Origin of the sequence: Variovorax ureilyticus, assembly GCF_037889935.1 — a bacterium.
GTDB classification, from domain to species: Bacteria; Pseudomonadota; Gammaproteobacteria; order Burkholderiales; family Burkholderiaceae_C; genus Variovorax; species Variovorax ureilyticus.
Genome location: NZ_JBBKZU010000004.1, coordinates 347,503 through 372,375 on the forward strand (window position 1 = coordinate 347,503; position 24,873 = coordinate 372,375).

Here is a 24,873-nt window from a genome sequence, read left to right on the forward strand (position 1 = left end):
GGTGGTCATCTCGCCTTTCGCCAGCTCGCGCTGAACCGCTGGTGCGACCTGTCCATGTGCTCGTGCATGGCGCGGCGCGCGGCGTCCGCATCGCGGGCCGCAATGGCGTCGCGGATCGCTTCGTGCTCGGCGATCGCGCTGCGCCACGACTTCACGGTTTCGAAGTAGCCGCCGAGCCTCGTGAAGATCGGGCCCTTGCGCGAATCCCAGAAGGCCTGCACCGTCTCGGAGAGCACCACGTTGCCGCAGGCATCGACGATCGCGAGGTGGAAGGCCCGGTCGCCTTCGAGCGGCATGACGTTGCGGTCGGCCATGTCGCGCATGGCATCGATCGCGCGCGTCATCGCGTCGACGTCCCTGCGCTTGCCAAGCGTCGCCGCGAGCGCGGCGGTCTCGCCCTCGATCACGCGACGCGCGCGAATGAGTTCGAGCGGACCCCATTCCGCGGCGGCGACGGGCTCGGCGGCGCGATGCGAACGGTCGAGCACGTAGACGCCCGAGCCCGTCCGCACTTCGACCCAGCCTTCGACCTCCAGCGCGATGAGTGCTTCGCGTACCGAGGGGCGGCTCACGCCGAGCTGGTTGGAGAGATCCCGCTCGGCCGGCAGACGGTCGCCGGCCGCGAACTCGCCTGCCGCGATCAGCGCGCGAAGCTGGTCTGCGATCTGCCGGTAGAGGCGACGGGGCTCGACGGTCTGGAGAGGCACGGCGGGGGCGTGTGAATGGCGCTATAGGGTTGTCCCTGAATTGGACAAGTGGTCAGGCCAATTCAGAATACGGAGCCGATCGGACGGCAGCCATCGGGCGAAACCCTGAAGGCTTCGCTCGCTGCGGCAGAACGCCATTCGACAGCTTCAACGAGGACACTCCATGAGACTCCAGGGCAAGACCGCGCTCGTGACCGCGGCCGGGCAGGGCATAGGCCACGCGAGCGCGCTCTCACTCGCATCCGAAGGCGCGCAGGTCTGGGCAACCGATGTGAACGAGAAACTGCTGGAGCGCTTTGCCGGCATCGCCAACATCCACGCCGCGAAGCTCGATGTGCTCGACAAGGACGCGATCGACGCCTTCGTCAAGGGCGTTCCCGCGCTCGACGTGCTCTTCAACTGCGCGGGCGTGGTGCACAACGGCGCGGCGCTGCAGGCGAGCGACGACGACCTCGACTTCGCCTTCCACCTCAACGTGCGCGCGCAGTTCCGCATGATCAAGGCGGTGCTGCCGGGCATGCTCGCGAAGGGGCAGGGCAGCATCATCAATATGGCCAGCGTGTGCTCGAGCATCAAGGGGCTGCCCAACCGCTGCGTGTACGGCACCACCAAGGCGGCCGTCATCGGATTGACCAAGAGCATCGCGGCGGACTACGTGGCGCAGGGCATCCGCTGCAACGCGGTGTGCCCGGGCACGGTCGATACGCCGTCGCTCTCCGACCGCATCAACGCAAATGCCGATCCGGTGGAAGCGCGCAAGGCCTTCATCGCGAGGCAGCCGATGGGTCGTCTCGCACAGGCGGAAGAGATCGCTCCGCTGATCGTTTTCCTCGCGAGCGACGAATCACAGTTCGTCACCGGGCAGGCCTACTCGGTCGACGGCGGCATCACCATTTGACATACTCCACCGCCCCAATGGACGGGGATTCCCTCTACAGGGGTTCCATGTCCGGAACCGCGCAACAAGATATTTCTGGCGGCGTTGACGTCGCGGTCGTGCTCCACACCGCAGCCACAGGTCCAGTTGCGCTCATTCAGTCCCGCACGCCCTTTCGGACCGGCGACTACGCCGCATGCGTTGCAGGTCTGGGTACTCCATGCCTCGTTGACTTCCTCGTAGCCCGCGCCATGCGCAATCGCCTTGTACGCGAGCATTTGCCGGAAGGACGACCACGATGCGTCCAAGACGCTCTTTGCCAACGTGGTCTTGGCAAGTTTTGCGGACGACACATTGCCGATCGCGACGTAGTCAAACTCACGCATGATGCGTGTCGAGAGCTTGTGCAGAAAGTCGCGTCGGCTGTTGGCGATCTTTGCGTGCACGCTGGCCGCTTGGCGCTTCTTGCCCGCGCGCTGGGCGGTAGCGAGCTTTTCCTCGAGTTGGCGCAAATGCGCCGGATTGTTGATCTTCTCGCCGGTGGACAGGGTGGCGAAGTCTTTCAGGCCCAAATCAATACCTACACCGTTGAGGAACTCCCGCATCTGCCCGTTAGGCACTTCGATGCACACGTTCAAGAACCAATTGCCGCGTGCATCTTGCGCGAAGTTCGTGCCGTCCTTGATCTTGGCGCCCGGGGGCAGCGTCCGACTCTTGAAGACCTTGAACTCGCGGCCGTGGAAGTGGAAGCCTTCGGGCGTTTCCTTGACGTCGCGACCTTTCATGGGTACCCAGCCCAGCGATTTGCTGCGACTCCGGTAGCGCAGGAATGGACGCTTCTTCTGGCTGCGCGACTTGGCATATTGCTCGCACACCGCGTTGACGGTGCCGGAGTGCAAGCCAAGTTCCTTTCCGCTTCCGGTGGTGAGTTTGTTCAGATCGAACCCGGTGAGCCAGCGCCGGCCAAAGCGCAGAGCATCCTTTTGCCGGTCGTTGCAGTAGTTGAAGACGAAATTTACAACTCGAGCCTGCTTGGAAAGCAGGCCTGTCAACGACTTGACCCGATAGCGGTAAACGACCAGCATGCGGGTCATTGTAAAGGATTGGTCTGCTCTGATGTCAGTTCAAGAATTGCGCAGGGAAAGGCACTCGGTTTCGAGGCTCGTCATACATTTGGTCTGCATGACAAAGTATCGGCGCAAAGTGTTCGACGGCGAGGCGCTTACCTGGCTGCAGGGACATTTCGCCAAAGTCTGCACGGCAATGGGCGCGCAGCTCATCGCGTGCAAGGGAGAGTCGGATCACATCCACCTTCTGATCGAATACCCGCCCAAGCATTCCGTGTCGGTGCTGGTCAATGCGCTCAAGGGCACATCGAGCCGCTTGCTGCGCATAGACTGCCCCGAGGTTGCCCAGCGCTACCGGAAAGGTACGCTTTGGTCACCGTCCTACTTTGTGGTCAGCGCCAGCGGTGCGCCGCTGGAGGCTATCAAGCAATACGTCGACGGCCAGCGCGCCAGTTCAACCCCTTGAACACCGCGCTTGACGCTGACCCCCACCTTCGTCTGAAGGCCAAGGTTTCTAGGAGTTTTCGATGAACCAGCTCGACTTCTCCGGCCGGCATGCCGTCATTACCGGCGGTGCGACCGGACTCGGGTACGGCATTGCGCAGCGCCTGTTGGCTTCGGGCGGTAGCGTGACCATCTGGGACAGCAACGGCGAGGCGGCGACCAAAGCAGCGTGGTCGCTGGGCGCGAAGGCTTTCGCACTAACGGTCGACGTGACCCAGCAGCCTTCGGTTGCCAAGGCGGTCGCGGCCACGCTGGCGCAGGCTGGGCGCATTGACGCGCTCGTCAATAGCGCCGGCATCACCGGGCCGAACACCTGGCTCTGGGACTATCCGGTCGATGCGTGGCGGCAGGTGATGGATGTGAATCTGAACGGGCCCTTCATCTGCTGCCGCGAGGTCGTCGGCCAGATGCGCTCGCAAGGCTATGGCCGCATCGTCAACATCGCCTCGGTCGCAGGCAAGGACGGCAACCCCAACGCCAGCGCCTACAGCGCCAGCAAGGCGGGCCTGATCGCGCTCACCAAGTCGCTCGGCAAGGAACTCGCCGACACGGGCGTGCGCGTCAATTGCGTGACGCCTGCCGCGGTGAAGACCGCGATCTTCGACCAGATGACTCCGGACCACATCGCCTTCATGCTGTCGAAAATCCCGATGGGGCGCTTTGGCAAGATCGAGGAGATCGCCGCGATGGTCGCCTGGCTCTGCACGGAAGAATGCTCATTCTCGACTGGCGCCGTGTTCGACCTCTCGGGCGGCCGCTCCACTTACTGACACTGACATCAAGCACAAAGAAAGGACAGACTGATGAAACTCGTTCGCTATGGCAACCCGGGCAAGGAGAAGCCGGGCCTCATCGATGGTGACGGCAAGCTGCGCGACTTGAGCGCGGTGGTCAAGGACATCGGACCCGAGCAGCTCAGCGACGCCGCGCTTGCCAAGCTGCGCAAGGTCAAGGTCGACAAGCTCCCGCTGGTCAAGGGCAAGCCGCGCTACGGCTCGCCGGTGGCGAACGTCGGCAAGTTCATCGCCATCGGCCTCAACTACGCGGACCACGCAGCGGAATCGGGACTGCCCATTCCCGCCGAGCCGGTGGTCTTCATGAAGGCGACGAGTTGCATCCAGGGCCCGGACGATCCGGTCATGTTGCCCAAGGGCTCGGTCAAGAGCGACTGGGAAGTCGAGCTCGGCGTGGTGATCGGTGCGCGCGCCCGTTATGTGTCGCAGAAGGATGCGCTGAACTGCGTCGCCGGCTACTGCGTCGTCAACGACGTGAGCGAGCGCGAATACCAGATCGAACGCGGCGGCACATGGGACAAGGGCAAGGGCTGCGACACCTTCGGCCCGATCGGCCCCTGGTTGGTCACGCGTGACGACGTGCCCAATCCTCAGAAGCTCTCGATGTGGCTCGACCTCAACGGCAAGCGCATGCAGACGGGCAACACGAAGACGATGATCTTCAACGTCGCCAGGATCGTGAGCTACCTGAGCCAGTTCATGACGCTGATGCCCGGCGACGTCATCACCACCGGCACGCCGCCCGGCGTGGGCCTCGGCATGAAGCCGCCGCTGTACCTGAAGAAGGGCGACGTGATGACGCTCGGCATCGAAGGCCTGGGCGAGCAGCGGCAGGAAGTGATTCCGTTCAAGCTCTGAACGGCACGTCAGTGATCTTTGCCAGGCGGCCGGCTCGGGCCGCCGACAGCGAAGCGCTCTGATCGAGACGTTTTTCGAGCTGCGCGATGCGCGCCAGGAGCGTGTCGTCCCGCTCGGCGTTGCGCGCCATGTGCGTGTTGTCCTGCGTCTGGAGGAAGTTGCGCAGTTCGATGAATCGCGATGCTTCCGCCTTGTCGCCCAGGTCGCGCTGGGCCTGCATCTCCCTGGCATGGCGACGGGTTTCGAAAGGAGTCGAGCCCTGCAGGAAGATCACGTAGGCGAAGAAGAGCCCCAACACGGGCCGGCGCGGCAAGCTGTGCCCAGTTCAGCGCGACGAGCACGGCCATCGACTCGGTGACCCCAATCATTTGTGTTGGCCCATCGCGACACGCGCACTTGCGGATGAACCGATGCGGCTCTTAAGATGCGTCCATCCTTCAAGACTTTTTGAAATCGACATGCTGAACCACGCAATCACCACAGAGCGCGCCGCCATCGGCATGCGCGTGGGCGCGTGCATGTCGATGGGCTCGCGCATCTCGGAACGAAATTCGAAGCAGGTAGTGATCGCACGCCCACCGATGTCCAACTTCATTTCCCAGTCTTAAGGAGCTGATCCATCCGGCTCCGCCAGGAGCCCAGAATGGTCAGCAAGAAGAAGCCCAACAGGATCCCGCCAGGTTACGGTGTCCACCGGAACGCAGTCGGTCCGGAAGCTCTCCCCAAGGATGTTCATCTCCTCGTGCCGGCGGTGCTGGTCGAGCAGCTGGAGCTCGAAGCTCTCGAGAGAGAACGACTGGAGTACGAGGAAGCGGCTCGTGCTCGCGCCGCAGCCGATGCCGCGTACAAGGCGAGGCGACTGAGCGAGGAGGAAAGGATCAAGGCGGAGAATGCCGCCAAGCCATCACCTCCGCCGGCACATCGACCTTCCTTGACGCCGTACCAGGCTGCGCTGGCATTGACGGTGCCCGACGAACTACCGCCTGCACCAGCTGACAGTGTTGCCGTGTTCGATTGGCAGGCCGCACGCGAACGCTTCGATGCGCTAAAGAACAACCCTGCGAGCGGCGACAAGGATGTCGTGGCGCGAGACCTGCGGCACTTCGCCAAGGCCATGGCTGAAGGACCCTGGCGCTCAATCGCTCGGCCACCGGCCTGGCGCGAGGATCTTGCGCGGCTGGTTTCGGAGATGCCGAACTTCGCTCCCGTCGTCGAAGCGATCGGGCGCGCGCTTGCGCTCGCGGACCTGACGGGGCGGCCGCCGGTGCTCCCGCCGATCTTGTTGCTTGGCGCACCCGGCGTCGGCAAGACGCATTTCACGCACCAGCTGGCGGAGGTTCTCCAGACCGCGATCCATCGGCAGGCCTTTGACAACCCCCAGTCGAACTCGGGCTTGCGAGGCTCGGAGCGACATTGGGGTAACACGGCGGTCGGCGCGCTGTGGGAGCTCATCGTGCTCGGCAAACAGGCAAATCCGATCGTCTTGCTGGATGAGATCGACAAGGGCGCCCAGGGCAGCAACAACTACCGCCCTGTTGATGCGTTGCTCACCCTGCTCGAGCCGGTCACGGCCTCCAAGGTGAAGGACATGAGCGCGGATTTCGAGTTCGACGCGAGTTACGTGATCTATGTGGCGACGGCCAACGACGCGGAACGCATCAGCGCGCCCGTGCGCTCTCGTTTTCTCGAGTTCTTCATCGAGGAGCCCGACATCGACGGCCGCCTGGTGCTGGCCCACAGCATCTTCCAGGCGACGCTGGAGCGTACGGTGCCGGTCGAGAGCGTCCGCGCGACTTTCGCGCGTCCGACAAACCTGCAGATCTGCCGGCTGGCGTGGCTGACGCCGCGCCAGATCCGCATGGCCTGCGAGCGTGCGTTGGGGGCGGCCGCCTATAAGGGCCGTCGTCACTTCGAGGACGCGGATTTCGAAGTGCCAGCGGGCCGTGCGGCGGGCCCCCCGAAGCCGAAGGGGGACGGCGGCGACGAGATCTCGGTGTTTGTGGTCAGGAGCTGAATTGACATGAACGACGTCACGCCAGAGACCCTGCAGGCCCGCTTCCCCTACATGTTCCCGCTCGAAGGGGAGGAGCGTCGCCGCGCTTACACATTCTTCCGCGGGTGGCTCCCGCCCTTGGCCGAGGCCTGCGAAGACGTCGATGCGCTCCTCGGCGTGGACAAGCGCGGCTTCCACTGGACGAGGGTGCGGGAGAAGTTGGGCTCGCCCCGCCTCGCCTATCTGATGGAGGGCAAGGGACGCGTTGCGGTCAACATCCATCGGCCGACTGAGGTGCATCGTTTCGAATGCGCGGCTGCTGAGGGACATGATCCAGTCGCCCTCGCGATCAACGAACTCGTCCTGCAGCTCGAGGTGAAGCTTAGAAACCTGTGCATCGTCGGCGGTGCGCCGTCAGAGATCAACAACGACCAGGGTCCTTGGGCATCGCTATGCCCCGAGCATCGTGCGGACACATTCGAGGAGGGCCACCGGGACTGGAAGTGCTCAATCTGGAAATCCGCTAGTGATTGGGGTTTGGCGAAATGAAACTACTGATCCTCTCCGACCTGCATCTGGAGTTCGCACCGTTCGAGCTACCGGATGGCTTGGACTTCGATGTAGCGATTCTGGCCGGCGACATTCATTCCCCTGCGGTCAAAGCCGCTCGTTGGGCTGGCGACGTCGCACGCTTTGGCGGCAAGCCAGTGGTTTACGTCCCGGGCAACCATGAGTTCTACGACACTCGAATGGACCAAGCGCTCGCGGAGACGCGCGCGGCGGCCTTGTCCCTCGGCGTCCATCTTCTTGATGGCGACCAAGTCGTGATCGATGGGGTGCGCTTCCTCGGCGCGACGCTTTGGACGGATTTGGAGCTCGAAATTGACACGCCAGGCGGCCGGCGCAGCGACGCCTCTGTGAGCATGAGGATGGCAACCAACCTCATGAACGACTACGCCCTAATTCGAGCTGCCGATGAATTCGCAGAGCCCGATACCTGGCGTGCTCGCGATGGGCGGAAGCTCAAGGCCGCGGACACGCGCCGCATTCACCTCAGGCAGCGCAAATTGCTGACCGACATGCTCTCGGAGCCGTTTGAAGGACCCACTGTCGTCGTTACGCACCATGCTCCGCATCGCGGCTCGCTTGCCGAGCGATACGCGCAGGACTGGGTATCGGCCGCTTTCGTGAGCGAGCTACCTGAGGCGTTCTTCGACGTGCCTGTGCTCTGGGTGCACGGTCACATGCATCAGAGCTTTGACTATCGAGTGGGCTGTTGCCGCGTCGTTTGCAACCCCCGCGGCTACGTCAACTGGAGCGGCAGGACGGAAAACAGCAACTTCGATCCGGGCTTGGTGCTCCATGTGCCAGATCGGAAGGACGGACGTCGGACATGACCAAGGATATCTACGCGACAGCCGCTCAGGCGGCGGCCTTGCTCCGAGAAGGGCAGAAGTACCGTCGTGAGCGCTTGCGGGCGGCGGATATGGTCACGGTCGAGGAGGCTGGGTTGATCATGGGTGTAGAGGGCTCGACGATCGCGGCTTGGATTAGTGGCGGCCAGTGCATCGGGTTTGATGACCCGGACGGCGTAGTGAGGGTGCCTCGATGGCAGTTCGAGGCTTCGGCTTGGTCCTCTATTCGGCGGATCGGCCAATCTCTGGGTACGCGGAATTGCTGGCAGATCCTCGACTTTCTCGAGACCCCGACGCCGGCGCTCGGCGGCTTGACACCGCGAGTGGCTCTCGAACAAGGAGTGCCGGTTGCGCGCGTCCTGGCGGTTGCAACGGCCCACGCGCATTGATTGACCATGAAGCTTTGATTCTTTCGGACCTGCACGCTGAATTCGACCTTCGAGGTTCCGAAGGGACTGGACTCCGATGTGGCGATCTTGGCTGGCGACGTGGTCGGCCGGGTCGCCTATCTGCACGCTGGATGCGTCACCGCGCGCGATTCGGCTTCCTGGGCTGCACGTTGTGGACGGACTTCTGCGAATCGACAGTCCTCGCCATGGGACCTCTTTCGAAAAGACAAAGCTGTCTTTGTCGGCGCGGGGTGGCAGAAGTTCCGCGGCCCGGAAAAACCTAGCGCGATCAAAGGTCTTTCGGCTTTCTGATGGGAGAAAAGTCCTGCAAAATAGAACGATCGTTCGTTTTATTTCCTGACCGCTCGATGTCCCCACGTCCCGCCTCCGCCAAAACGGCCCGCGCGCCCCAGAAGGGCCAGCAGACCAAGGCCGTCATCATCGATGCGGCCCTGAATCTTGCCGCGCAGATCGGCCTCGAAGGACTGTCGATCGGCGCGATCGCCGAGGTCACGCAGATGAGCAAGTCGGGCGTCTTCGCCCACTTCGGCTCGCGCGAGGAACTCCAGATCTCGGTGGTGCGTGAATATCACGCCCGCTTCGAGCAGGAGGTGTTCTATCCGGCACTCGAAGCACCGCGTGGCCTGCCCCGCCTACGCGCCTTGTTCGCGAACTGGATGAAGCGCACCTCGGCCGAGATCGACTCCGGCTGCATCTATATCAGCGGTGCGGTCGAGTTCGACGACCGGCCCGGTCCGGTGCGCGACGCGCTCGCCGATTCCGTGAACACCTGGCTGGCCGCGATGTACCGCGCCGTGGTGCAGGCCAAGGCCGAAGGCCATCTTCGCGAGGATGCCGACGAGAAGCAGATCGCCTTCGAGATCCACGCGCTCATCCTCGCCTTGCACTATGAGGCGCGCTTCCTGCGCTCACCCGAATCGCTGGCCCGCGCCAATGCCGGGTTCGACAACATCCTTGCGCGCTCCGCATCGCCCGACGCGCCCGGCGTCGTTGCCGACCCGACGGACCGTCGTCTGAAGACCGTCCGCTGAGCGCGGCGGTCTGAACCCGTTTCCTTCTCTTTTCAAAATTTCACTTCCGGAGATCTCCACATGCCCGCCTACACCCCGCCTCTTCGCGACATGCAGTTCGTGATGCACGAGGTCCTGAATGTCACGGAGGAGCTCAAGGCCATCCCCCGGCATGCCGAAGTCGATGTCGACACCATCAACGCGGTGCTGGAAGAAGGCGGCAAGTTCGCGTCCGAAGTCACCTTCCCGCTCAACATCAGCGGCGACGAGGAAGGCTGCATCCTCGACAGGACCACGCATGAAGTGAAGACGCCCAAGGGCTTCAAGGAAGCCTACGCGCAGTACATCGAAGGCGGCTGGGCGGCGCTGTCGTGCGATCCGGCTTTCGGCGGCCAGGGCCTGCCCTTCGTCGTGAACCAGCAGTTCTACGAGATGCTGAACTCGGCCAACCAGGCGTGGACGATGTATCCGGGCCTCTCGCACGGCGCGTACGAAGCCCTCGCCGCGCACGGCACCGACGAGCAGAAGAAGACCTACCTTCCCAAGCTCACCACGGGCGAGTGGACCGGCACCATGTGCCTGACCGAACCCCATTGCGGCACCGATCTCGGCATGTTGCGCACCAAGGCCGAACCGCAGGCCGACGGCACCTACAAGCTGACCGGCAACAAGATCTTCATCTCGGCCGGCGAGCACGACATGGCCGAGAACATCATCCACCTGGTGCTCGCGCGCCTGCCGGATGCGCCGAAGGGCAGCAAGGGCATCAGCCTGTTCGTGGTGCCGAAGTTCAACGTCAAGGCCGACGGCTCGCTCGGCAGCCGCAACGGCATCTACTGCGGCGGCCTGGAGCACAAGATGGGCATCCACGGCAACGCGACCGCGCAGATGGTGCTCGAAGGCGCCGTCGGTACGCTGGTCGGCGAGGCCAACAAGGGCCTGGCCGCGATGTTCGTCATGATGAACGCCGCGCGCCTCGGCGTCGGCAACCAGTCGCTGGGCCTGACCGAAGTCGCCTTCCAGAATGCGCTGGCCTACGCCAAGGACCGCATCCAGATGCGCTCGCTGTCGGGCGTGAAGGCCAAGGACAAGGAAGCCGATCCGATCATCGTGCACCCTGACGTGCGCAAGATGCTGATGACCGCCAAGGCCTATGCCGAAGGCGGCCGCGCGCTCGCGTCGCTGTGCGCGCTGCTGCTCGACAAGGAACACGGCCACCCCGACGAGAAGGTACGCAAGGACAGCGGCGAACTCGTCGCGCTGCTCACGCCGATCGTGAAGGCCTTCATCACCGACAACGGCCACATCTCGACCAACGCCTGCATGCAGGTCTTCGGCGGCCACGGCTTCGTCAAGGAATGGGGCATGGAGCAGTTCGTGCGCGACAACCGCATCAACATGATCTATGAGGGCACGAACACCATCCAGTCGCTCGACCTGCTGGGCCGCAAGGTGCTGGGCAACAACGGCGCGACGCTGAAGAAATTCGGCAAGCTCGTCGGCAAGCTGGTGGAAGAAGAAGGCGTGAACGAGAAGATGAGCGAGTTCATCACCCCGATCGCGATCCTCGGCGACCAGCTCACCAAGTTCACGACCGAGATCGGCTTCAAGGGCTTCCAGAACCCCGATGAAGTCGGCGCGGCCGCCGTCGATTACCTGCGCGTTGCGGGTCACTTCGTGTTCGGTTATCTCTTCGCCCTGATGGCGCGCACCGCGTTGCGCCAGATCGCGGCCGGCAACACCGACCCGTTCTACCAAGCCAAGCTGCAGACCGCGCGCTTCTACTTTGCGAAGCTGTTCCCCGAGACCGCGACGCTGATGCGCACCGCACGCGCCGGGGCCGCCCCGCTGATGAACACCGACGCAGCCCTCGCCTGAACGCCATGAAGTCCTTGCTCGCATCGATCCTCCTCGTCGCCGGCAGCGCGTCGGCGATGGCGCAGATGAGCCCCGTGGGCCTCTGGCGCAGCGTCGACGACAAGACCGGCGAATCGAAGGCCGAGATCCGGATCGCCGAGTCGGCCGGCGGCTTGCAGGGCCGCATCGAGAAGACGCTCCGCAAGGATGCGAAGCCCGATGCGGCGTGCGATGAATGCACCGACGACCGCAAGGGCAAGCCGATGGTCGGCCTCGACATCATCCGCGGCGGCAAGAAGGCCGAGGGCAAGGACGTCTGGGAAGGCGGAAAGATCCTCGATCCCGAGAACGGCAAGGAATACCGCGCGAGCTTCACGCCGATCGACGGCGGCAAGAAGCTCGAAGTGCGCGGCTACCTCGGTCCCTTGTGGCGCACCCAAACCTGGAGCCGCATGCCTTGATCCTCCCCCGTTGCTTGCTCACTTCGTGTAGCCGCCTCCCCTCTCAAGGGGGCAACCCCGGTGGCCCGGCAAAGCCGGTTCCACGGGGTTCCTCGAATCAATCAGAACTCTTTCAATAGGCCCTGTTATGTCCAGATTCCAAGTGAAAAAGGTCGCTGTGCTCGGCGCCGGCGTGATGGGCGCGCAGATCGCGGCGCATCTCGTCAACGTGCGCGTGCCGGTCGTGCTGTTCGACCTGCCCGCGAAAGAAGGCCCGAAGAACGGCATCGTGAGCCGCGCGATCGACAACCTCAAGAAGCTCAAGCCCGCGCCGCTCGGCGACGTGGCCGACGCTGCGCTGATCGAGCAGGCCAACTACGAAGACGATCTCGCCAAGCTCGGCGAATGCGACCTGGTGATCGAAGCGATCGCCGAGCGCATGGACTGGAAGCTCGATCTCTACAAGAAGATCGCGCCACACGTCGCCAAGCATGCGATCCTGGCCTCGAACACCTCGGGCCTGTCGATCACCAAACTGAGCGAGGCGCTGCCGGAGTCGCTCAAGCCGCGCTTCTGCGGCATCCACTTCTTCAACCCGCCGCGCTACATGTTCCTGGTCGAGCTGATCAACACGCCGACCACCGAAGCGCAGGTGCTCGACCAGCTCGAAGCCTTCGTGACCAGCACGCTCGGCAAGGGCGTGGTTCGCGCGCACGACACGCCCAACTTCATCGCCAACCGCGTCGGCATCGCCGGCATGCTGGCCACGTTGAAGGAAGTCGAGAAGTTCGGCCTCACGCCCGATGTGGTGGACGACCTCACCGGCAAGAAGCTCGGCCGCGCCAGCTCGGGCACCTTCCGCACCGCGGACGTGGTGGGCCTGGACACCATGGCGCACGTCATCAAGACGCTGCAGGACAACCTCGACGAGAAGAGCGATCCGTTCTATGCGAACTTCGCGACGCCGCCGGTGCTCGCCAAGCTGCTCGAACTGGGCAACCTCGGCCAGAAGACCAAGGCCGGCTTCTTCAAGAAGGCAGGGCGCGACATCCTGCGCTTCGATCTCGCGAAGGGCGACTACGTGCCTTCGGGCGAGAAGGCCGACGAGGTCTACGGCCGCATGCTCAAGAAGCCGGCCGGCGAACGCCTGAAGCTGCTGCGCGAGAGCGAAGGCGCGCAAGGGCAGTTCCTGTGGGCGATCCTGCGCGACAGCTTCCACTACGCGGCGGTGCATCTGGCGACCATCGCCGAGAGCGCACGCGACATCGATTTCGCGATGCGCTGGGGCTTCGGCATGAAGCAGGGCCCGTTCGAGCTCTGGCAGGAAGCCGGCTGGAAGCAGGTCGCGACCTGGATCCAGGAAGACATCGCGAGCGGCAAGGCGCTGTCGAACGCGCCGCTGCCGAAGTGGGTCTTCGAAGGCCCGGTGGCGGAAGCCGGTGGCGTGCACACGCCGCAAGGCTCGTGGAGCGCATCGGCCAACGTCTTCGTGCCGCAGCGCCGCCTGCCGGTGCATGAGCGCCAGCTCTTCCCCGAGAGCGTGCTCGGCGCCAACGCGCCCGACGCGAACAAGGCCGGCACCACGATCCAGGACGAAGGCGACGTGCGCGTCTGGACGCTCGACGGCGAAGTGCTGATCGCGAGCATCCATTCGAAGATGCACGCCATCAGCCCCGACGTGGCCGAAGGTCTTTCGGCGGCGGTCGATCTGGCGGAGAAGGACTACAAGGGCCTCGTGATCTGGTCGCCTGACGAGATGTTCTCGGTCGGTGCTGACCTGCAGGCGATGCTGCCGGCTTTCGTCGTCGCCGGAATCGGTGCGGTCGAAGGTGCGGAAGAAGAGCTTCAGAAGGTCATGCTCAAGATCCGCTACGCCAACGTGCCGGTGATCTCCGCCGTGCGCGGCATGGCGCTGGGCGGCGGCTGCGAACTCGCGATCCATTCCGCGAAGCGCGTCGCGGCGATGGAAAGCTACATCGGCCTCGTCGAAGTCGGCGTGGGCCTGATCCCCGGCGCCGGGGGCCTGACCTACATCGCACGGCGCGCCGCCGAGAACGCCGCTGCGTCGACGGGCACCGACATCCTGCCTTTCCTGACCGAAGGCTTCACCGCCGCCGCGATGGCGAAGGTGGGCACCGGTGCGCTCGATTCGAAGAAGCTCGGCTACCTGCTGGACAGCGACGTGATCGTGCCGAACAAGGACGAACTGCTCTACGTCGCACTGCAGCAGGTCAGGTCGATGGCCGATGCCGGCTGGCGCCCGCCGCTGCGCCGGCCCTTCAAGGTTGCGGGCCGCAGCGGCGCCGCGACCATCAAGGGCCAGCTCGTGAACATGCGCGACGGCGGCTTCATCAGCCAGCACGACTTCCACATCGCGAGCCTGATCGCAGAAGTCGTCACCGGCGGTGACGTCGACGCCGGGTCGCTGGTCACGGAAGAATATTTGATGACGCTCGAGCGCAAGGCCTTCTGCTCGCTCATCGTGCATCCCAAGACGCAAGAGCGAATCATGGGGATGCTCAGCACTGGCAAGCCCGTGCGCAACTAAGGACACACACCATGAGCAAGCAAATTCAAGACGCCTACATCGTCTCCGCGACCCGCACGCCGATCGGCAAGTCGCATCGCGGCTACTTCCGCAACTACCGCCCGGACGACCTGCTAGCGACCACGTTGAAGTCGGCGCTCGCGGCGGTGCCAAACCTCGACCCGAAGGTCATCGAGGACATCATCTGCGGCTGCGCGATCCCCGAAGCGCAGCAGGGCCTGAACGTCGCGCGCATCGGTGCGGTGCTCGCGGGCCTGCCGACCAGCGTCGGCGGCATCACGGTGAACCGCTTCTGCGCCTCGGGCCTTTCTGCAGTGCAGATGGCGGCCGATCGCATCCGCGTGGGCGAAGCCGAAGTGATGATCGCGGCCGGCGTGGAGAGCATGAGCATGGTGCCGATGATGGGCAACTCGCCCTCGCTGTCGCCTTCGATCTTCGAGCGCGACGGCGACGTGGGCATCGCCTACGGCATGGGCCTCACCGCCGAGAAGGTCGCGCAGCAATGGAAGGTGAGCCGCGAGGCGCAGGACGCATTCGCGCTGCAATCGCACCAGCGCGCACTCGCCGCGCAGCAGGCCGGCGAGTTTGCCGCCGAGATCACGCCGATCGAAGTGACGGACCGCATCCCCAATCTGGAGACGGGTGAAGTCATCGCCAGGACACGCACCGTCAAGCTCGACGAAGGCGCGCGCCCCGACACCACGATCGAAGGCCTCGCCAAGCTGCGCACCGTGTTCGCCGCGCGCGGCACCGTCACGGCCGGCAACAGCTCGCAGACCTCGGACGGCGCGGGCGCGCTGATCATCGCGAGCGAGAAGGCCTGCAAGCAGTTCGACCTGAAGCCGCTCGCGCGCTTCGTGAGCTTCGCGAGCAAGGGCGTGCCGCCGCACATCATGGGCATCGGCCCGATCGAGGCGATCCCGGCCGCGCTGCGTTACGCGGGTTTGTCGCAGGACCAGATCGACTGGTTCGAACTCAACGAAGCCTTCGCCGCGCAGTCGCTCGCCGTGATGAACACGCTGGGGCTCGATCCGGCGAAGGTCAATCCGATGGGTGGCGCGATCGCCCTGGGCCATCCGCTGGGTGCGACGGGCGCGATCCGCTCGGCCACCGTGGTCCATGCCCTGCAGCGCAAGAAGCTCAAGTACGGCATGGTCACGATGTGCGTGGGCATGGGGCAGGGCGCCGCAGGAATCTTCGAGCGCGTCTGATCCTTCAGGGTTTGTGAGCAGGCGCGGCGTCTCCAAGACGACTGCGCCGCTCTTTGTCACGGAGGCACACTGGCGCCATGAAGACGACACATCCCCTCGACAAGACCCTCGCGCTGGTGCACAGCGACATCCGGGCGGGGCATTTCACCGGCACCATGGGCCAGGACTACTGGAACATGGTCGGCCCCTTCGGCGGCACGACGGCGGCGATCATGCTGCAGTCGGTGCTGAAGCATCCCGACCTGCTCGGCGATCCGGTGGCGCTGACCGTGAACTACGCCGCTGCGATCGGTCCCGGCGCGTTCGAGGTCCAGGCGATTCCGGTCCGCACCAACCGCTCGACGCAACACTGGACCATCGCCATGTCGCAGGCGGATGCGGATGGACATCTGCAGGTGACGACCACCGGCACCGTGGTCACGGCCGTGCGCCGCGAAACCTGGAGCGCGAACGATCTGCCGATGCCCGACGTTCCGTCGCCCGAAGCGGTAGCGCGCCTCTCGATCGGGCCGCGCGGTGTCGCCTGGCTGCAGCGCTACGAGATGCGTCCGGTCAGCGGCACCATTCCGACGCAATGGGACGGCAGCGGCGACCATAGCGAAACGCTGATGTGGCTGCGCGACGACCCGTCGCGCGCGCTGGACTTCGCATCGCTCGCCGCGCTGAGCGACACCTTCTATCCGCGCGTGTGGCTGCGCCGCGCCACGCCGGTGCCGATCGGCACCGTGTCAATCACGACCTACTTCCACACCGACGCATCGCTGCTGCACGAAATCGGCACGGGCTACCTGCTCGGCCGCGCGACCGGGCAGCAGTTCCGCAACGGCTACTTTGACCAGGCGGCGCAGCTGTGGAGCGAATCCGGCACGCTGCTCGCGACCAGCAACCAGATCGTCTACTTCAAGGAGTGAGCGACATGGCATCCACCAAGGCTGCATTGATTGTCGGCGCCGGCGACGCGACCGGTGGTGCGATCGCCCGCCGGTTCGCACGCGGGGGCTATGCCACCTGCGTCACGCGTCGCACGCTGGAGAAGCTCCAGCCGCTGGTCGCGCAGATCGCGTCCGAAGGCGGCCGGGCGCATGCCTTCGCCAGCGATGCGCGCAAGGAAGAGGAAGTCGTCGCGCTGGTCGAGCAGATCGAATCCACGGTCGGGCCGATCGAAGTGCTGGTGTTCAACATCGGCGCCAACGTGCCGGAGAGCATCCTGACCGAAACCGCACGCAAATACTTCAAGGTGTGGGAGATGGCCTGCTTCTCCGGCTTCCTCAATGGGCGCGAAGTGGCCAGGCGAATGGTGGCGCGCGAACTGCCCGAGGGCGAGCACCGCGGCACCATCATCTTCACCGGCGCGACCGCGTCGCTGCGCGGCGGCGCGAACTTCGGCGCGTTCTCCGGCGCGAAGATGGCCCTGCGGGCACTGGCGCAGAGCATGGCGCGGGAACTCGGCCCGCGCGGCATCCACGTCGCGCACTCCATCATCGACGGCGCGATCGACACCGAATTCATCCGCACCAATTTCCCCGAGCGCTATGCATTGAAGGCGCAGGATGGCATCCTCAACCCCGAGCACATCGCCGATGCCTACTGGATGCTGCATTCGCAGCCGCGCGATGCCTGGACCCATGAGCTCGACCTGCGGCCGTGGTCCGAGAAGTTCTGAGGAGACGAGTCCATGACGAAACCGGTCGAGTTCTACTTCGACTTCGGAAGCCCCGCTTCCTACCTCGCCTACACCCAACTGCCGCGCCTCTGTGCCGAGGCGGGCGCTGAACTGGTCTGGAAGCCGATGCTGCTCGGCGGCGTGTTCCAGGCGACCGGCAATCACTCGCCGGCGACGATCCCTGCCAAGGGGCCGTACATGATGAAGGACCTCGCGCGCTTCGCGCGGCGCTACGGCGTGCCTTTCCAGTTCAACCCGCACTTCCCTATCAACACGCTGCTGCTGATGCGCGGCGCCGTGGGCATGCAGATGCACGAACCCGCTCGTTTCGCCGCCTACGTCGACGCGATCTACCGCGCCATGTGGGTGCAGCCGCGCAACCTCAACGATCCGGCGACCGTCGGTGCGGTGCTGCAGGAAGCCGGCTTCGATGCCGCGAAAATGCTGGCCCTGGCCAACGCCCAGGACGTGAAGGACCGCCTCAAGGCGGCCACGCAGGAAGCGGTGGAGCGCGGCGTGTTCGGCGCGCCCACCATGTTCGTCGGCCAGCAGATGTTCTGGGGCCAGGACCGGCTCGATTTCGTGCGCGAGGCGCTCGACGCCTGATCGCGCTTTTTTAGCAAGGACACACCATGAGCGACATCCTCGTCCACACCGAAGCCGGTGTGATGACCATCACCTTCAACCGCCTCGACAAGAAGAACTCGATCACGAGTGCGATGTACGCCGAACTCGCCGATGCGCTGGCAAAGGCCGAGCAGGGCAGCGCGGTGCGGACCGTGCTGATCCAGGGCGACGCCACGATCTTCAGTGCCGGCAACGACATCGGCGACTTCCTCAATGCACCGCCTTCCACGCAGGAATCGCCGGTGTTCCGCTTCCTGCGCGGCATCGCGGGCTTCCCGAAGCCGATCGTCGCGGCGGTCTGCGGACCGGCGGTGGGTATCGGCACCACGCTGCTGTTCCACTGCGACCTCGTCTATGCGGGCGACAACGCGGCGTTCTCCATGCCTTTCGTGAACCTGGGCCTCTGTCCCGAAGCGGCGTCGAGCCTGCTGGTGCCGCAGATGTTCGGCTATCACCGTGCGGCCGAGGCACTGCTGCTGGGCGACCCCTTCATGGCCGAAGCTGCGCTCGAGATCGGCTTCGTCAACCGCGTGGTGCCGCCGACCGAGTGCAACGCCATCGCCCAGGCGCAGGCGCGCAAGCTGGCAGCCAAGCCGCTGACCGCATTGGTCGAGACCAAGCGTCTGATGAAGAAATCGCAGCAATCCGCCGTGCTGGAGCGCATGGGCGAGGAAGGCCAGAGCTTCGGCCGCATGCTGCGCGAACCGGCTGCGCGTGAGGCCTTCACCGCCTTCATGGAAAAGCGCAAGCCAGACTTCTCGAAACTTTGAGCTCGCCCCCAGGCTGCGCGCACTTCGTGTCGCTTCGCCAACCCCCGACCGGGGGCAACACCAGCGGCCCGGCAAAGCCGGTTCCGCGGTGTTTCCCGCAAGAGAAGGATCAGCTCTGGGCTACCGGTCTCGGGCGCCCGTTGTCGTCGATCGCGACGTAGGTGAAGGTGGCCTCGGTCACCTTGATGTACTCGCCCTGCGAGTGGAAGCGTTCGGCGAACACCTCGACCGTGACCGTGATCGAGGTGCGCCCGATCTTCACCAGCTTCGAGTAGAACGACAGGATGTCGCCCAGCCGCACCGGCTGCTTGAAAATGAACTCATTGACGGCGACCGTCGCCATGCGACCCTTGGCGTGGCGCGCCGGAATCACGGAGCCGGCCAGGTCGCACTGCGCCATGACCCAGCCGCCGAAGATGTCGCCGTTGGCATTGCAGTCGGCCGGCATCGGGATGACCTTCAGCACCAACTCCATGTCGGCGGGCAGGCTCTTGAGAGTGGCGGCCACATTGGCACTGGGAGAAGCGGACATGGGCACAATCTCGTGAAACAAACATCCACGATTGTCTCCCATGCGCCGCAGTGGCGAAGCCATTTCATCCCCTCATCACGTATCGGCCGGCGAGCCCGCGCGGAGCGACCGCTCCGACTGGGCGACGCTTCGCAGGCTGTTTCCCTATCTCTGGCAGTACAAGTGGCGTGTGCTCGCGGCGCTGGCCTTCATGGTCGGCGCCAAGGTCGCGAACGTCGGCGTGCCGGTGCTGCTCAAGAACCTGGTCGATGCGATGTCGATCAAGCCGGGCAGCGCGGCGGCGCTGCTGGTGGTGCCGATCGGGCTGCTGCTGGCCTACGGGCTGCTGCGGCTTTCGACATCGGTCTTCAATGAGCTGCGCGAACTGGTCTTCGCCAAGGCGACCGAAGGTGCGGCGCGCCGCATCTCGCTGGAGGTGTTTCGCCACCTGCATTCGCTGAGCCTGCGCTTTCACCTGGAGCGACAGACCGGCGGCATGACCCGCGACATCGAGCGAGGCACGCGCGGCGTGCATTCGCTGATCTCGATGTCGCTCTACAGCATCGTGCCGACGATCATCGAACTGACGCTGGTGCTCACCGTGCTCGGGGTGAAGTTCGATGCGGCCTTCGTCTGGATCACGCTGGCGGCGCTGGTGTTCTACATCACCTTCACCGTGACGGTGACCGAGTGGCGCACGCAGTTCCGCAAGACGATGAACGAGCTCGACACGATGGCGCAGAGCCGCGCCGTCGATTCGCTGCTCAATTACGAGACGGTCAAGTACTTCAACAACGAGGACTTCGAAGCCAGCCGCTACGACGCGAGCCTCGAGCGCTACCGCCGCGCGGCGGTGAAGAGCCAGACCACGCTGAGCCTGCTCAATGCGGGCCAACAGGTAGTCATCGCGATCAGCCTCGTCGCCATGCTCTATCGGGCGACGCAGGGCGTGGTCGACGGGCGCATGACGCTGGGCGATCTCGTGATGGTCAATGCCTTCATGATCCAGCTCTACATCCCGCTGAACTTCCTCGGAGTGATCTACCGCGAGATCAAGCAGAGCCTGACCGACCTCGACAAGATGTTCGTGCTGCTCGAAAAGGACCGCGAGGTGCGCGATGCCCCCGGCGCGCGTCCGCTGGCGGGCATGGATTCGACGGTGCGCTTCGAGGACGTGAGCTTCCACTATGAGGCCGCGCGGCCGATCCTGAAGAACGTGAGCTTCGAGATTCCTGCGGGCAAGACCGTCGCGGTCGTCGGGCCCTCGGGCTCCGGAAAATCCACGCTGGCGCGGCTGCTCTATCGCTTCTATGACGTCCAGCAGGGCCGCATCACCATCGGTGGCGAGGACATCCGCAAGGTGACTCAGGCGAGCGTGCGGCAGGCGATTGGCATCGTGCCGCAGGACACGGTGCTCTTCAACGACACCATCGAGTTCAACATCGCCTACGGCCGCCCGGGCGCCAGCCGCGCGGAAGTCGAAGAGGCCGCGCGCGCCGCGAGGATCCACGAGTTCATCGCGCACACGCCCAAGGGCTACGACACGATGGTCGGCGAGCGCGGACTCAAGCTCTCGGGCGGCGAGAAGCAGCGCGTGGCGATCGCGCGAACGCTGCTCAAGAACCCGCCCATCGTGATCTTCGACGAGGCGACTTCGGCGCTGGACTCGGCCAACGAGCGCGCGATCCAGTCCGAACTCAAGAGCGCGGCGCGCAACAAGACCACGCTGGTGATCGCGCACCGGCTGTCGACGGTCGTCGATGCGCACGAGATTCTCGTGTTGGAGAGCGGCGTGATCGTCGAGCGCGGCACGCACGCCGGCCTGCTCGCCCGCCAGGGCAAGTACGCGCAGATGTGGAGATTGCAGAAGCTCGAGGCCGAGCCCGTGCTTTGATTCCTTGAGGAGTTGCTGAATGTCAGGGAAGATTCCCCTTTTGGTCCTGAACAGTCTTTCAAGCGCGCACCAGGCGCGGATCGCGGCGGTCTACGAGATGACCTACGCACCCACGCCAGCCGAGCGCGCGGCGGCGATCGCCGCGCACGGCGCGACCTACCGCGCGGTGCTGACCATCGGCGTCATCGGCCTCACACCCGAAGAGATGGCGGCGATGCCGCGGCTCGAACTGGTGTGCGCGATGGGCGCGGGCTATGAACGCATCGCGGTGGATGCGGCGCGTTCGCGCGGCATCGTGGTCGCGAACGGCGCCGGCACCAACGACGACTGCGTGGCGGACCATGCCTTCGGCCTGCTGATCGGCATCGTGCGGCGCCTCCGCACGCTCGATCGCCTGTGCCGCGACGGGGTCTGGCGCGAAGAGATTCTGCAGCCGCCGAATGTTTCGGGCAAGAAGCTCGGCATCCTCGGGCTCGGCACCATCGGGCAGAAGATCGCCAAGCGCGCTGCGGGTTTCGACATGCCGGTCGGCTATCACAACCGCAAACCGCGCGAAGGCTCGCCGCATCGCTATTTCGACAATCTGGATGCGCTGGCCGAGTGGGCCGACGTGCTGGTCGTGGCGACGCCGGGCGGATCGGGCACGCAGCATCTCGTCAATGCCAAGGTGCTCGATGCGATCGGCCCGGAGGGCTATCTGGTGAACATCTCGCGCGGCAGCGTCGTCGATACCGAGGCACTGGCGCAGGCGCTGCGGTCAGGCCGCATCGCCGGAGCGGGGCTCGATGTGTACGAGAGCGAGCCCAAGCGCCCCGAGCCGCTGATCGGCCTCGACAACGTGCTGCTCACGCCGCACATGGCCGGCTGGTCGCCCGAGGCCACGCAGGCGTCGGTGAACCGCTTCATGGAAAACGCCGAAGGGCACTTCGCTGGCCGCGGCGTGGTCTCGCCGGTCTAGGCCGGCAGTCCGTCGAGCGCTGGCGGGCGAAGGTCGCGCCAGCCGCAGGCCTTGTCGTAGGCGTCGCCGAGCCGCAGCACCGCGAGATCGCTGTGAATCGGCCCCGCCAGTTGGAGACCCATCGGCAGGCCGCCGTCGCCGAAGCCCGCGCGCAGGTTCAGCGTGGGCACGCCGGCGAGCGTGAACGGCGTGACGATCTCCATCCAGCGGTGGTACGTGTCGCTCGCCACCTCGCCGACCTTGTCGGGCCACGGCAACTGCGCATCGAAGGGAAAGACCTGCGCCGTCGGTGCGACCACGAAGTCGAAGCTCTCGAACGCCCGCACGAAGGCGCGAAAGACATTCGAGCGGTGCACCGACGCCCGATAGATGGCAGCCGCGTCGAGCTTCAGGCTCTGCGCGACCTCCCATTGCGCCTCGGGCTTGAGCCGCTTGCGCAGCGCCGGATCGGCATACACCGCGCCCAGCTTGCCGCCCACCAGCATCTGCCGCAGGTGCAGCCAGGCGGACCAGTTCTGTTCGCGCGGCACATCGAGTTCGCACGCATCGACGATGCAGCCGAGATCGCTGAAGATCGCCAACGCGGGCTCGCACAGTTCGCGCACGCCAGGTGCCAGGGGCAGGTCCGGCCAGATGCTGCCGAGCCAGCCGATGCGCAGGCCCTTCACGTCCCCTTCGAGCCGCAGCGAATCGGGCGAGGGCAGGCCGTCCGCCAGCGAGAGTGGCACCCGACGGTCGAAGCCCGCCTGCACCGCCAGCAGCCGCGCGGCGTCCTCCACCGTGCGGGCCATGGGGCCTTCGCAGCCCAGTTGCTGCAAGAACAGCTCCTCGTCCGGCGAACCCGGCACGCGGCCCCGGGAGGGACGAAAGCCGATCACATTGTTGAAGGCGGCCGGATTGCGCAGCGATCCCATCATGTCGCTGCCGTCGGCCACCGGCAGCATGCCGAGCGCCAGCGCCACCGCGGCGCCGCCGCTGCTGCCGCCGGCGCTCTTCGTCGGGTCGAATGCGTTCAGCGTGGTGCCGAACACGGTGTTGTAGGTGTGCGAGCCGAGACCGAATTCAGGCGTGTTCGTCTTGCCGATCACGATGGCGCCGGCGCCTCGTGCGCGGGCGACGTGCAGGCTGTCCGCGCGTGCCGGCGTGCGCGGGGCGAGCGGCGAGCCCATCGAGGTCGGCAGCCCGGCCGCGTGGCTCAGGTCCTTCACCGCGAGCGGGAATCCGTGCATCCACCCCAGGCGCTCGCCGCGTGCGAGCTGCGCATCGCGCTCGTCGGCTTCGGCCAGCGACTGCGCCGCATCGCGCAGGGAAACAATCGCGTTGAACCGCGGATTGAGGGCCTCGATCCGTGCCAGCGTGGCGGTCATCAGCTCGCGGCACGACACCTCACGCATGGCGATGCGGCGTGACAGGGTGGTGGCGTCGAGGGCAAGCAAGTCGGCAGCGCGCATGGCCGGAGTATGTCGCAGCGCTCGCATAATCGGCGTTCATGGAAACCAAGTGGCTTGAAGACTTCGTCAGCCTTGCCGAGACGCGCAGTTTCAGCCGCTCGGCCCAGTTGCGTCACGTGACGCAGCCGGCCTTTTCGAGGCGCATCCAGGCGCTCGAAGGCTGGGCCGGCACCGATCTGGTCGACCGCAGCTCCTACCCGACGCGCCTGACGCCGGCGGGCCAGACGCTCTACGGCCAGGCCATCGAGATGCTTCAGGCGCTGCAGAGCACGCGCGCCATGCTGCGGGGCCATTCGGCCGCGGCACAGGACGTGATCGAGTTCGCCGTTCCGCACACGCTGGCCTTCACCTTCTTCCCGTCGTGGGTGACGAGCCTGCGCGAGCAGTTCGGGCCGATGAAGAGCCGGCTCATTGCTTTGAACGTGCACGACGCGGTGCTGCGGCTGGTCGAAGGCAGCTGCGACCTGCTCATCGCGTATCACCATCCCTCCCAGCCGCTGCCGCTGGACGCCAACCGCTACGAGATGGTGAGCCTCGGCGAGGAAGTCGTGGCGCCGTGGGTCAAGCCCGATGCCGATGGCGCCCCGCGCTTCCGGCTTCCGGGGCGCGCCGGCCAGCCGCTGCCGTACCTGGGCTATGCGCCCGGGGCGTACCTCGGGCGCGTGGTCGACCAGTTGCTCAGGGAGTCGGGCACCGCGATCCACCTGGACCGCGTGTACGAAACCGACATGGCCGAGGGGCTCAAGGTCATGGCACTGGAAGGACATGGCATCGCCTTCCTGCCGCAAAGCGCGGTGCGCAAGGAAGCCCGCGCCCGCACGCTGGTGAGCGCGCTGCCGCCGGAGATCGACCGCCTCGAAGCGACCATGGAGATCCGCGCGTACCGCGAGCGCCCGGCCGCGTCGGCCAAGGGTGCGAGCCGCGCGGGCAAGGGCGAGTCCGCGCCCGCGCAGACCAAGGGCACGGTCGAAGCGCTGTGGGCCTACCTCGTCCAGACGCAGCCGGCCCGCTGAGCGCTTTTCGTTCCGCGCTCGTTTGTGCGTTGCACAAATCTATGTAGACGCGGCATGCCGTGCATTGCATACGGCATTGGCGTGCACGACTCGTCTTGCTTAAAGTTCGCGCCAGTCCGCTGTCGCACTGGCCCGTGTGCGGGGAGGCGATCTTGCAAGCAGGTCGACGCACCGGGCACAAAGGCTGCTTGATGAGCATGGGCCGGATGTTTCGCATCGCTCATGTGGGACGCTTCTGCACGCGGAATGCGCCCACTTCGGTGCGTGAATGCACCGGGTTCGTCCCGGTTTGCCA

The 24,873-nt window shown here is 65.3% G+C and carries 26 protein-coding genes; 20 read left to right on the top strand and 6 right to left on the bottom strand.

Translation table 11 applies throughout. The features are described from left to right. Nucleotides 1-5 precede the first annotated feature (5 nt). On the bottom strand, nucleotides 6-707 hold the full coding sequence (locus tag WKW77_RS11820) for a FadR/GntR family transcriptional regulator (protein WP_340357026.1): 702 nt from the start codon (nucleotides 705-707) through the stop codon (nucleotides 6-8). A gap of 163 nt (nucleotides 708-870) precedes the next feature. Here WKW77_RS11820 and WKW77_RS11825 point away from each other — a divergent pair, with 163 nt between their 5' ends. Continuing rightward, nucleotides 871-1,605: an SDR family oxidoreductase gene (locus tag WKW77_RS11825; RefSeq protein WP_340357027.1), complete on the top strand. Its 735-nt coding sequence runs from the start codon at nucleotides 871-873 to the stop codon at nucleotides 1,603-1,605. Here the strand turns inward: WKW77_RS11825 and WKW77_RS11830 are convergent. Beyond that, a complete protein-coding gene (locus WKW77_RS11830; protein WP_422823175.1) occupies nucleotides 1,575-2,678 on the bottom strand; it encodes an RNA-guided endonuclease InsQ/TnpB family protein in 1,104 nt (367 codons plus the stop codon). The two genes, WKW77_RS11825 and WKW77_RS11830, sit on opposite strands and share 31 nt — an antisense overlap. 22 nt (nucleotides 2,679-2,700) lie before the next feature. On the opposite strand from WKW77_RS11830, the gene tnpA reads away from it, so the two are divergent. The 3 genes from tnpA to WKW77_RS11845 all read left to right on the top strand — a co-directional run bounded on the left by tnpA (nucleotide 2,701) and on the right by WKW77_RS11845 (nucleotide 4,807). Next, nucleotides 2,701-3,117, top strand: coding sequence for an IS200/IS605 family transposase (gene tnpA, locus WKW77_RS11835; protein WP_340357029.1), 417 nt, complete (start codon nucleotides 2,701-2,703; stop codon nucleotides 3,115-3,117). A 61-nt stretch (nucleotides 3,118-3,178) separates the two neighbouring features. Then, nucleotides 3,179-3,925: an SDR family NAD(P)-dependent oxidoreductase gene (locus WKW77_RS11840; protein ID WP_340357030.1), complete on the top strand. Its 747-nt coding sequence runs from the start codon at nucleotides 3,179-3,181 to the stop codon at nucleotides 3,923-3,925. Nucleotides 3,926-3,958: 33 nt separating this feature from the next. Next, on the top strand, nucleotides 3,959-4,807 hold the full coding sequence (locus WKW77_RS11845; RefSeq protein ID WP_340357031.1) for a fumarylacetoacetate hydrolase family protein: 849 nt from the start codon (nucleotides 3,959-3,961) through the stop codon (nucleotides 4,805-4,807). On the opposite strand, the gene WKW77_RS11850 is transcribed toward WKW77_RS11845, so the two are convergent. Beyond that, on the bottom strand, nucleotides 4,797-5,105 hold the full coding sequence (locus WKW77_RS11850; RefSeq protein ID WP_340357032.1) for a hypothetical protein: 309 nt from the start codon (nucleotides 5,103-5,105) through the stop codon (nucleotides 4,797-4,799). The genes WKW77_RS11845 and WKW77_RS11850 overlap by 11 nt on opposite strands. Before the next feature lie 66 nt (nucleotides 5,106-5,171). Then, a complete protein-coding gene (locus tag WKW77_RS11855) occupies nucleotides 5,172-5,402 on the bottom strand; it encodes a hypothetical protein (RefSeq protein ID WP_340357033.1) in 231 nt (76 codons plus the stop codon). A gap of 48 nt (nucleotides 5,403-5,450) precedes the next feature. Here WKW77_RS11855 and WKW77_RS11860 point away from each other — a divergent pair, with 48 nt between their 5' ends. From WKW77_RS11860 to WKW77_RS11920, 13 genes are all read left to right on the top strand, one after another. Continuing rightward, nucleotides 5,451-6,821, top strand: a complete 1,371-nt coding sequence (locus WKW77_RS11860; protein WP_340357034.1) for an AAA family ATPase — start codon at nucleotides 5,451-5,453, stop codon at nucleotides 6,819-6,821. Nucleotides 6,822-6,827: 6 nt separating this feature from the next. Then, nucleotides 6,828-7,349 (top strand): hypothetical protein, encoded by a 522-nt coding sequence (locus WKW77_RS11865; RefSeq protein WP_340357035.1) that lies wholly within the window; start codon nucleotides 6,828-6,830, stop codon nucleotides 7,347-7,349. Further along, on the top strand, nucleotides 7,346-8,197 hold the full coding sequence (locus WKW77_RS11870) for a metallophosphoesterase (RefSeq protein WP_340357036.1): 852 nt from the start codon (nucleotides 7,346-7,348) through the stop codon (nucleotides 8,195-8,197). Before WKW77_RS11865 ends, WKW77_RS11870 begins: the two co-directional genes overlap by 4 nt. Next, a complete protein-coding gene (locus WKW77_RS11875) occupies nucleotides 8,194-8,604 on the top strand; it encodes a hypothetical protein (protein ID WP_340357037.1) in 411 nt (136 codons plus the stop codon). Before WKW77_RS11870 ends, WKW77_RS11875 begins: the two co-directional genes overlap by 4 nt. A 368-nt stretch (nucleotides 8,605-8,972) precedes the next feature. Then, the gene (locus WKW77_RS11880; RefSeq protein WP_340357038.1) at nucleotides 8,973-9,656 is read left to right on the top strand and encodes a TetR/AcrR family transcriptional regulator; all 684 of its coding nucleotides are present in this window, start codon (nucleotides 8,973-8,975) and stop codon (nucleotides 9,654-9,656) included. A 60-nt stretch (nucleotides 9,657-9,716) separates the two neighbouring features. Next, a complete protein-coding gene (locus WKW77_RS11885; RefSeq protein ID WP_340357039.1) occupies nucleotides 9,717-11,513 on the top strand; it encodes an acyl-CoA dehydrogenase C-terminal domain-containing protein in 1,797 nt (598 codons plus the stop codon). A gap of 5 nt (nucleotides 11,514-11,518) precedes the next feature. Beyond that, nucleotides 11,519-11,953 carry a DUF2147 domain-containing protein gene (locus tag WKW77_RS11890; RefSeq protein WP_340357040.1) on the top strand — a complete coding sequence of 145 codons (435 nt, stop codon included), beginning with the start codon at nucleotides 11,519-11,521 and terminating at the stop codon, nucleotides 11,951-11,953. A 127-nt stretch (nucleotides 11,954-12,080) separates the two neighbouring features. Next, nucleotides 12,081-14,480, top strand: coding sequence for a 3-hydroxyacyl-CoA dehydrogenase/enoyl-CoA hydratase family protein (locus WKW77_RS11895; RefSeq protein WP_340357041.1), 2,400 nt, complete (start codon nucleotides 12,081-12,083; stop codon nucleotides 14,478-14,480). An 11-nt stretch (nucleotides 14,481-14,491) separates the two neighbouring features. Next, nucleotides 14,492-15,691, top strand: a complete 1,200-nt coding sequence (locus WKW77_RS11900) for an acetyl-CoA C-acyltransferase (RefSeq protein WP_340357042.1) — start codon at nucleotides 14,492-14,494, stop codon at nucleotides 15,689-15,691. 77 nt (nucleotides 15,692-15,768) lie between these two features. Continuing rightward, a complete protein-coding gene (locus WKW77_RS11905; protein WP_340357043.1) occupies nucleotides 15,769-16,602 on the top strand; it encodes an acyl-CoA thioesterase in 834 nt (277 codons plus the stop codon). A 5-nt stretch (nucleotides 16,603-16,607) separates the two neighbouring features. Beyond that, nucleotides 16,608-17,354, top strand: coding sequence for an SDR family oxidoreductase (locus WKW77_RS11910; RefSeq protein ID WP_340357044.1), 747 nt, complete (start codon nucleotides 16,608-16,610; stop codon nucleotides 17,352-17,354). Between the two features lie 12 nt (nucleotides 17,355-17,366). Beyond that, nucleotides 17,367-17,960: a 2-hydroxychromene-2-carboxylate isomerase gene (locus tag WKW77_RS11915; protein ID WP_340357045.1), complete on the top strand. Its 594-nt coding sequence runs from the start codon at nucleotides 17,367-17,369 to the stop codon at nucleotides 17,958-17,960. A gap of 26 nt (nucleotides 17,961-17,986) precedes the next feature. Then, on the top strand, nucleotides 17,987-18,751 hold the full coding sequence (locus WKW77_RS11920; RefSeq protein ID WP_340357046.1) for an enoyl-CoA hydratase: 765 nt from the start codon (nucleotides 17,987-17,989) through the stop codon (nucleotides 18,749-18,751). A 109-nt stretch (nucleotides 18,752-18,860) separates the two neighbouring features. Here the strand turns inward: WKW77_RS11920 and WKW77_RS11925 are convergent, their stop codons facing one another. Beyond that, nucleotides 18,861-19,283: an acyl-CoA thioesterase gene (locus WKW77_RS11925; protein WP_340357047.1), complete on the bottom strand. Its 423-nt coding sequence runs from the start codon at nucleotides 19,281-19,283 to the stop codon at nucleotides 18,861-18,863. 40 nt (nucleotides 19,284-19,323) lie between these two features. On the opposite strand from WKW77_RS11925, the gene WKW77_RS11930 reads away from it, so the two are divergent. Together WKW77_RS11930 and WKW77_RS11935 are read left to right on the top strand one after the other, a co-directional pair. Further along, the gene (locus WKW77_RS11930) at nucleotides 19,324-21,156 is read left to right on the top strand and encodes an ABCB family ABC transporter ATP-binding protein/permease (protein WP_340357048.1); all 1,833 of its coding nucleotides are present in this window, start codon (nucleotides 19,324-19,326) and stop codon (nucleotides 21,154-21,156) included. 19 nt (nucleotides 21,157-21,175) lie between these two features. Beyond that, on the top strand, nucleotides 21,176-22,114 hold the full coding sequence (locus WKW77_RS11935) for a 2-hydroxyacid dehydrogenase (protein ID WP_340357049.1): 939 nt from the start codon (nucleotides 21,176-21,178) through the stop codon (nucleotides 22,112-22,114). Here the strand turns inward: WKW77_RS11935 and WKW77_RS11940 are convergent. Next, complete coding sequence (locus tag WKW77_RS11940; RefSeq protein ID WP_340357050.1) at nucleotides 22,111-23,565, bottom strand: amidase; 1,455 nt, start codon at nucleotides 23,563-23,565, stop codon at nucleotides 22,111-22,113. The two genes, WKW77_RS11935 and WKW77_RS11940, sit on opposite strands and share 4 nt — an antisense overlap. Before the next feature lie 38 nt (nucleotides 23,566-23,603). Here WKW77_RS11940 and WKW77_RS11945 point away from each other — a divergent pair, with 38 nt between their 5' ends. Beyond that, nucleotides 23,604-24,578 (top strand): LysR substrate-binding domain-containing protein, encoded by a 975-nt coding sequence (locus WKW77_RS11945; protein WP_340357051.1) that lies wholly within the window; start codon nucleotides 23,604-23,606, stop codon nucleotides 24,576-24,578. Nucleotides 24,579-24,873: the final 295 nt, after the last annotated feature.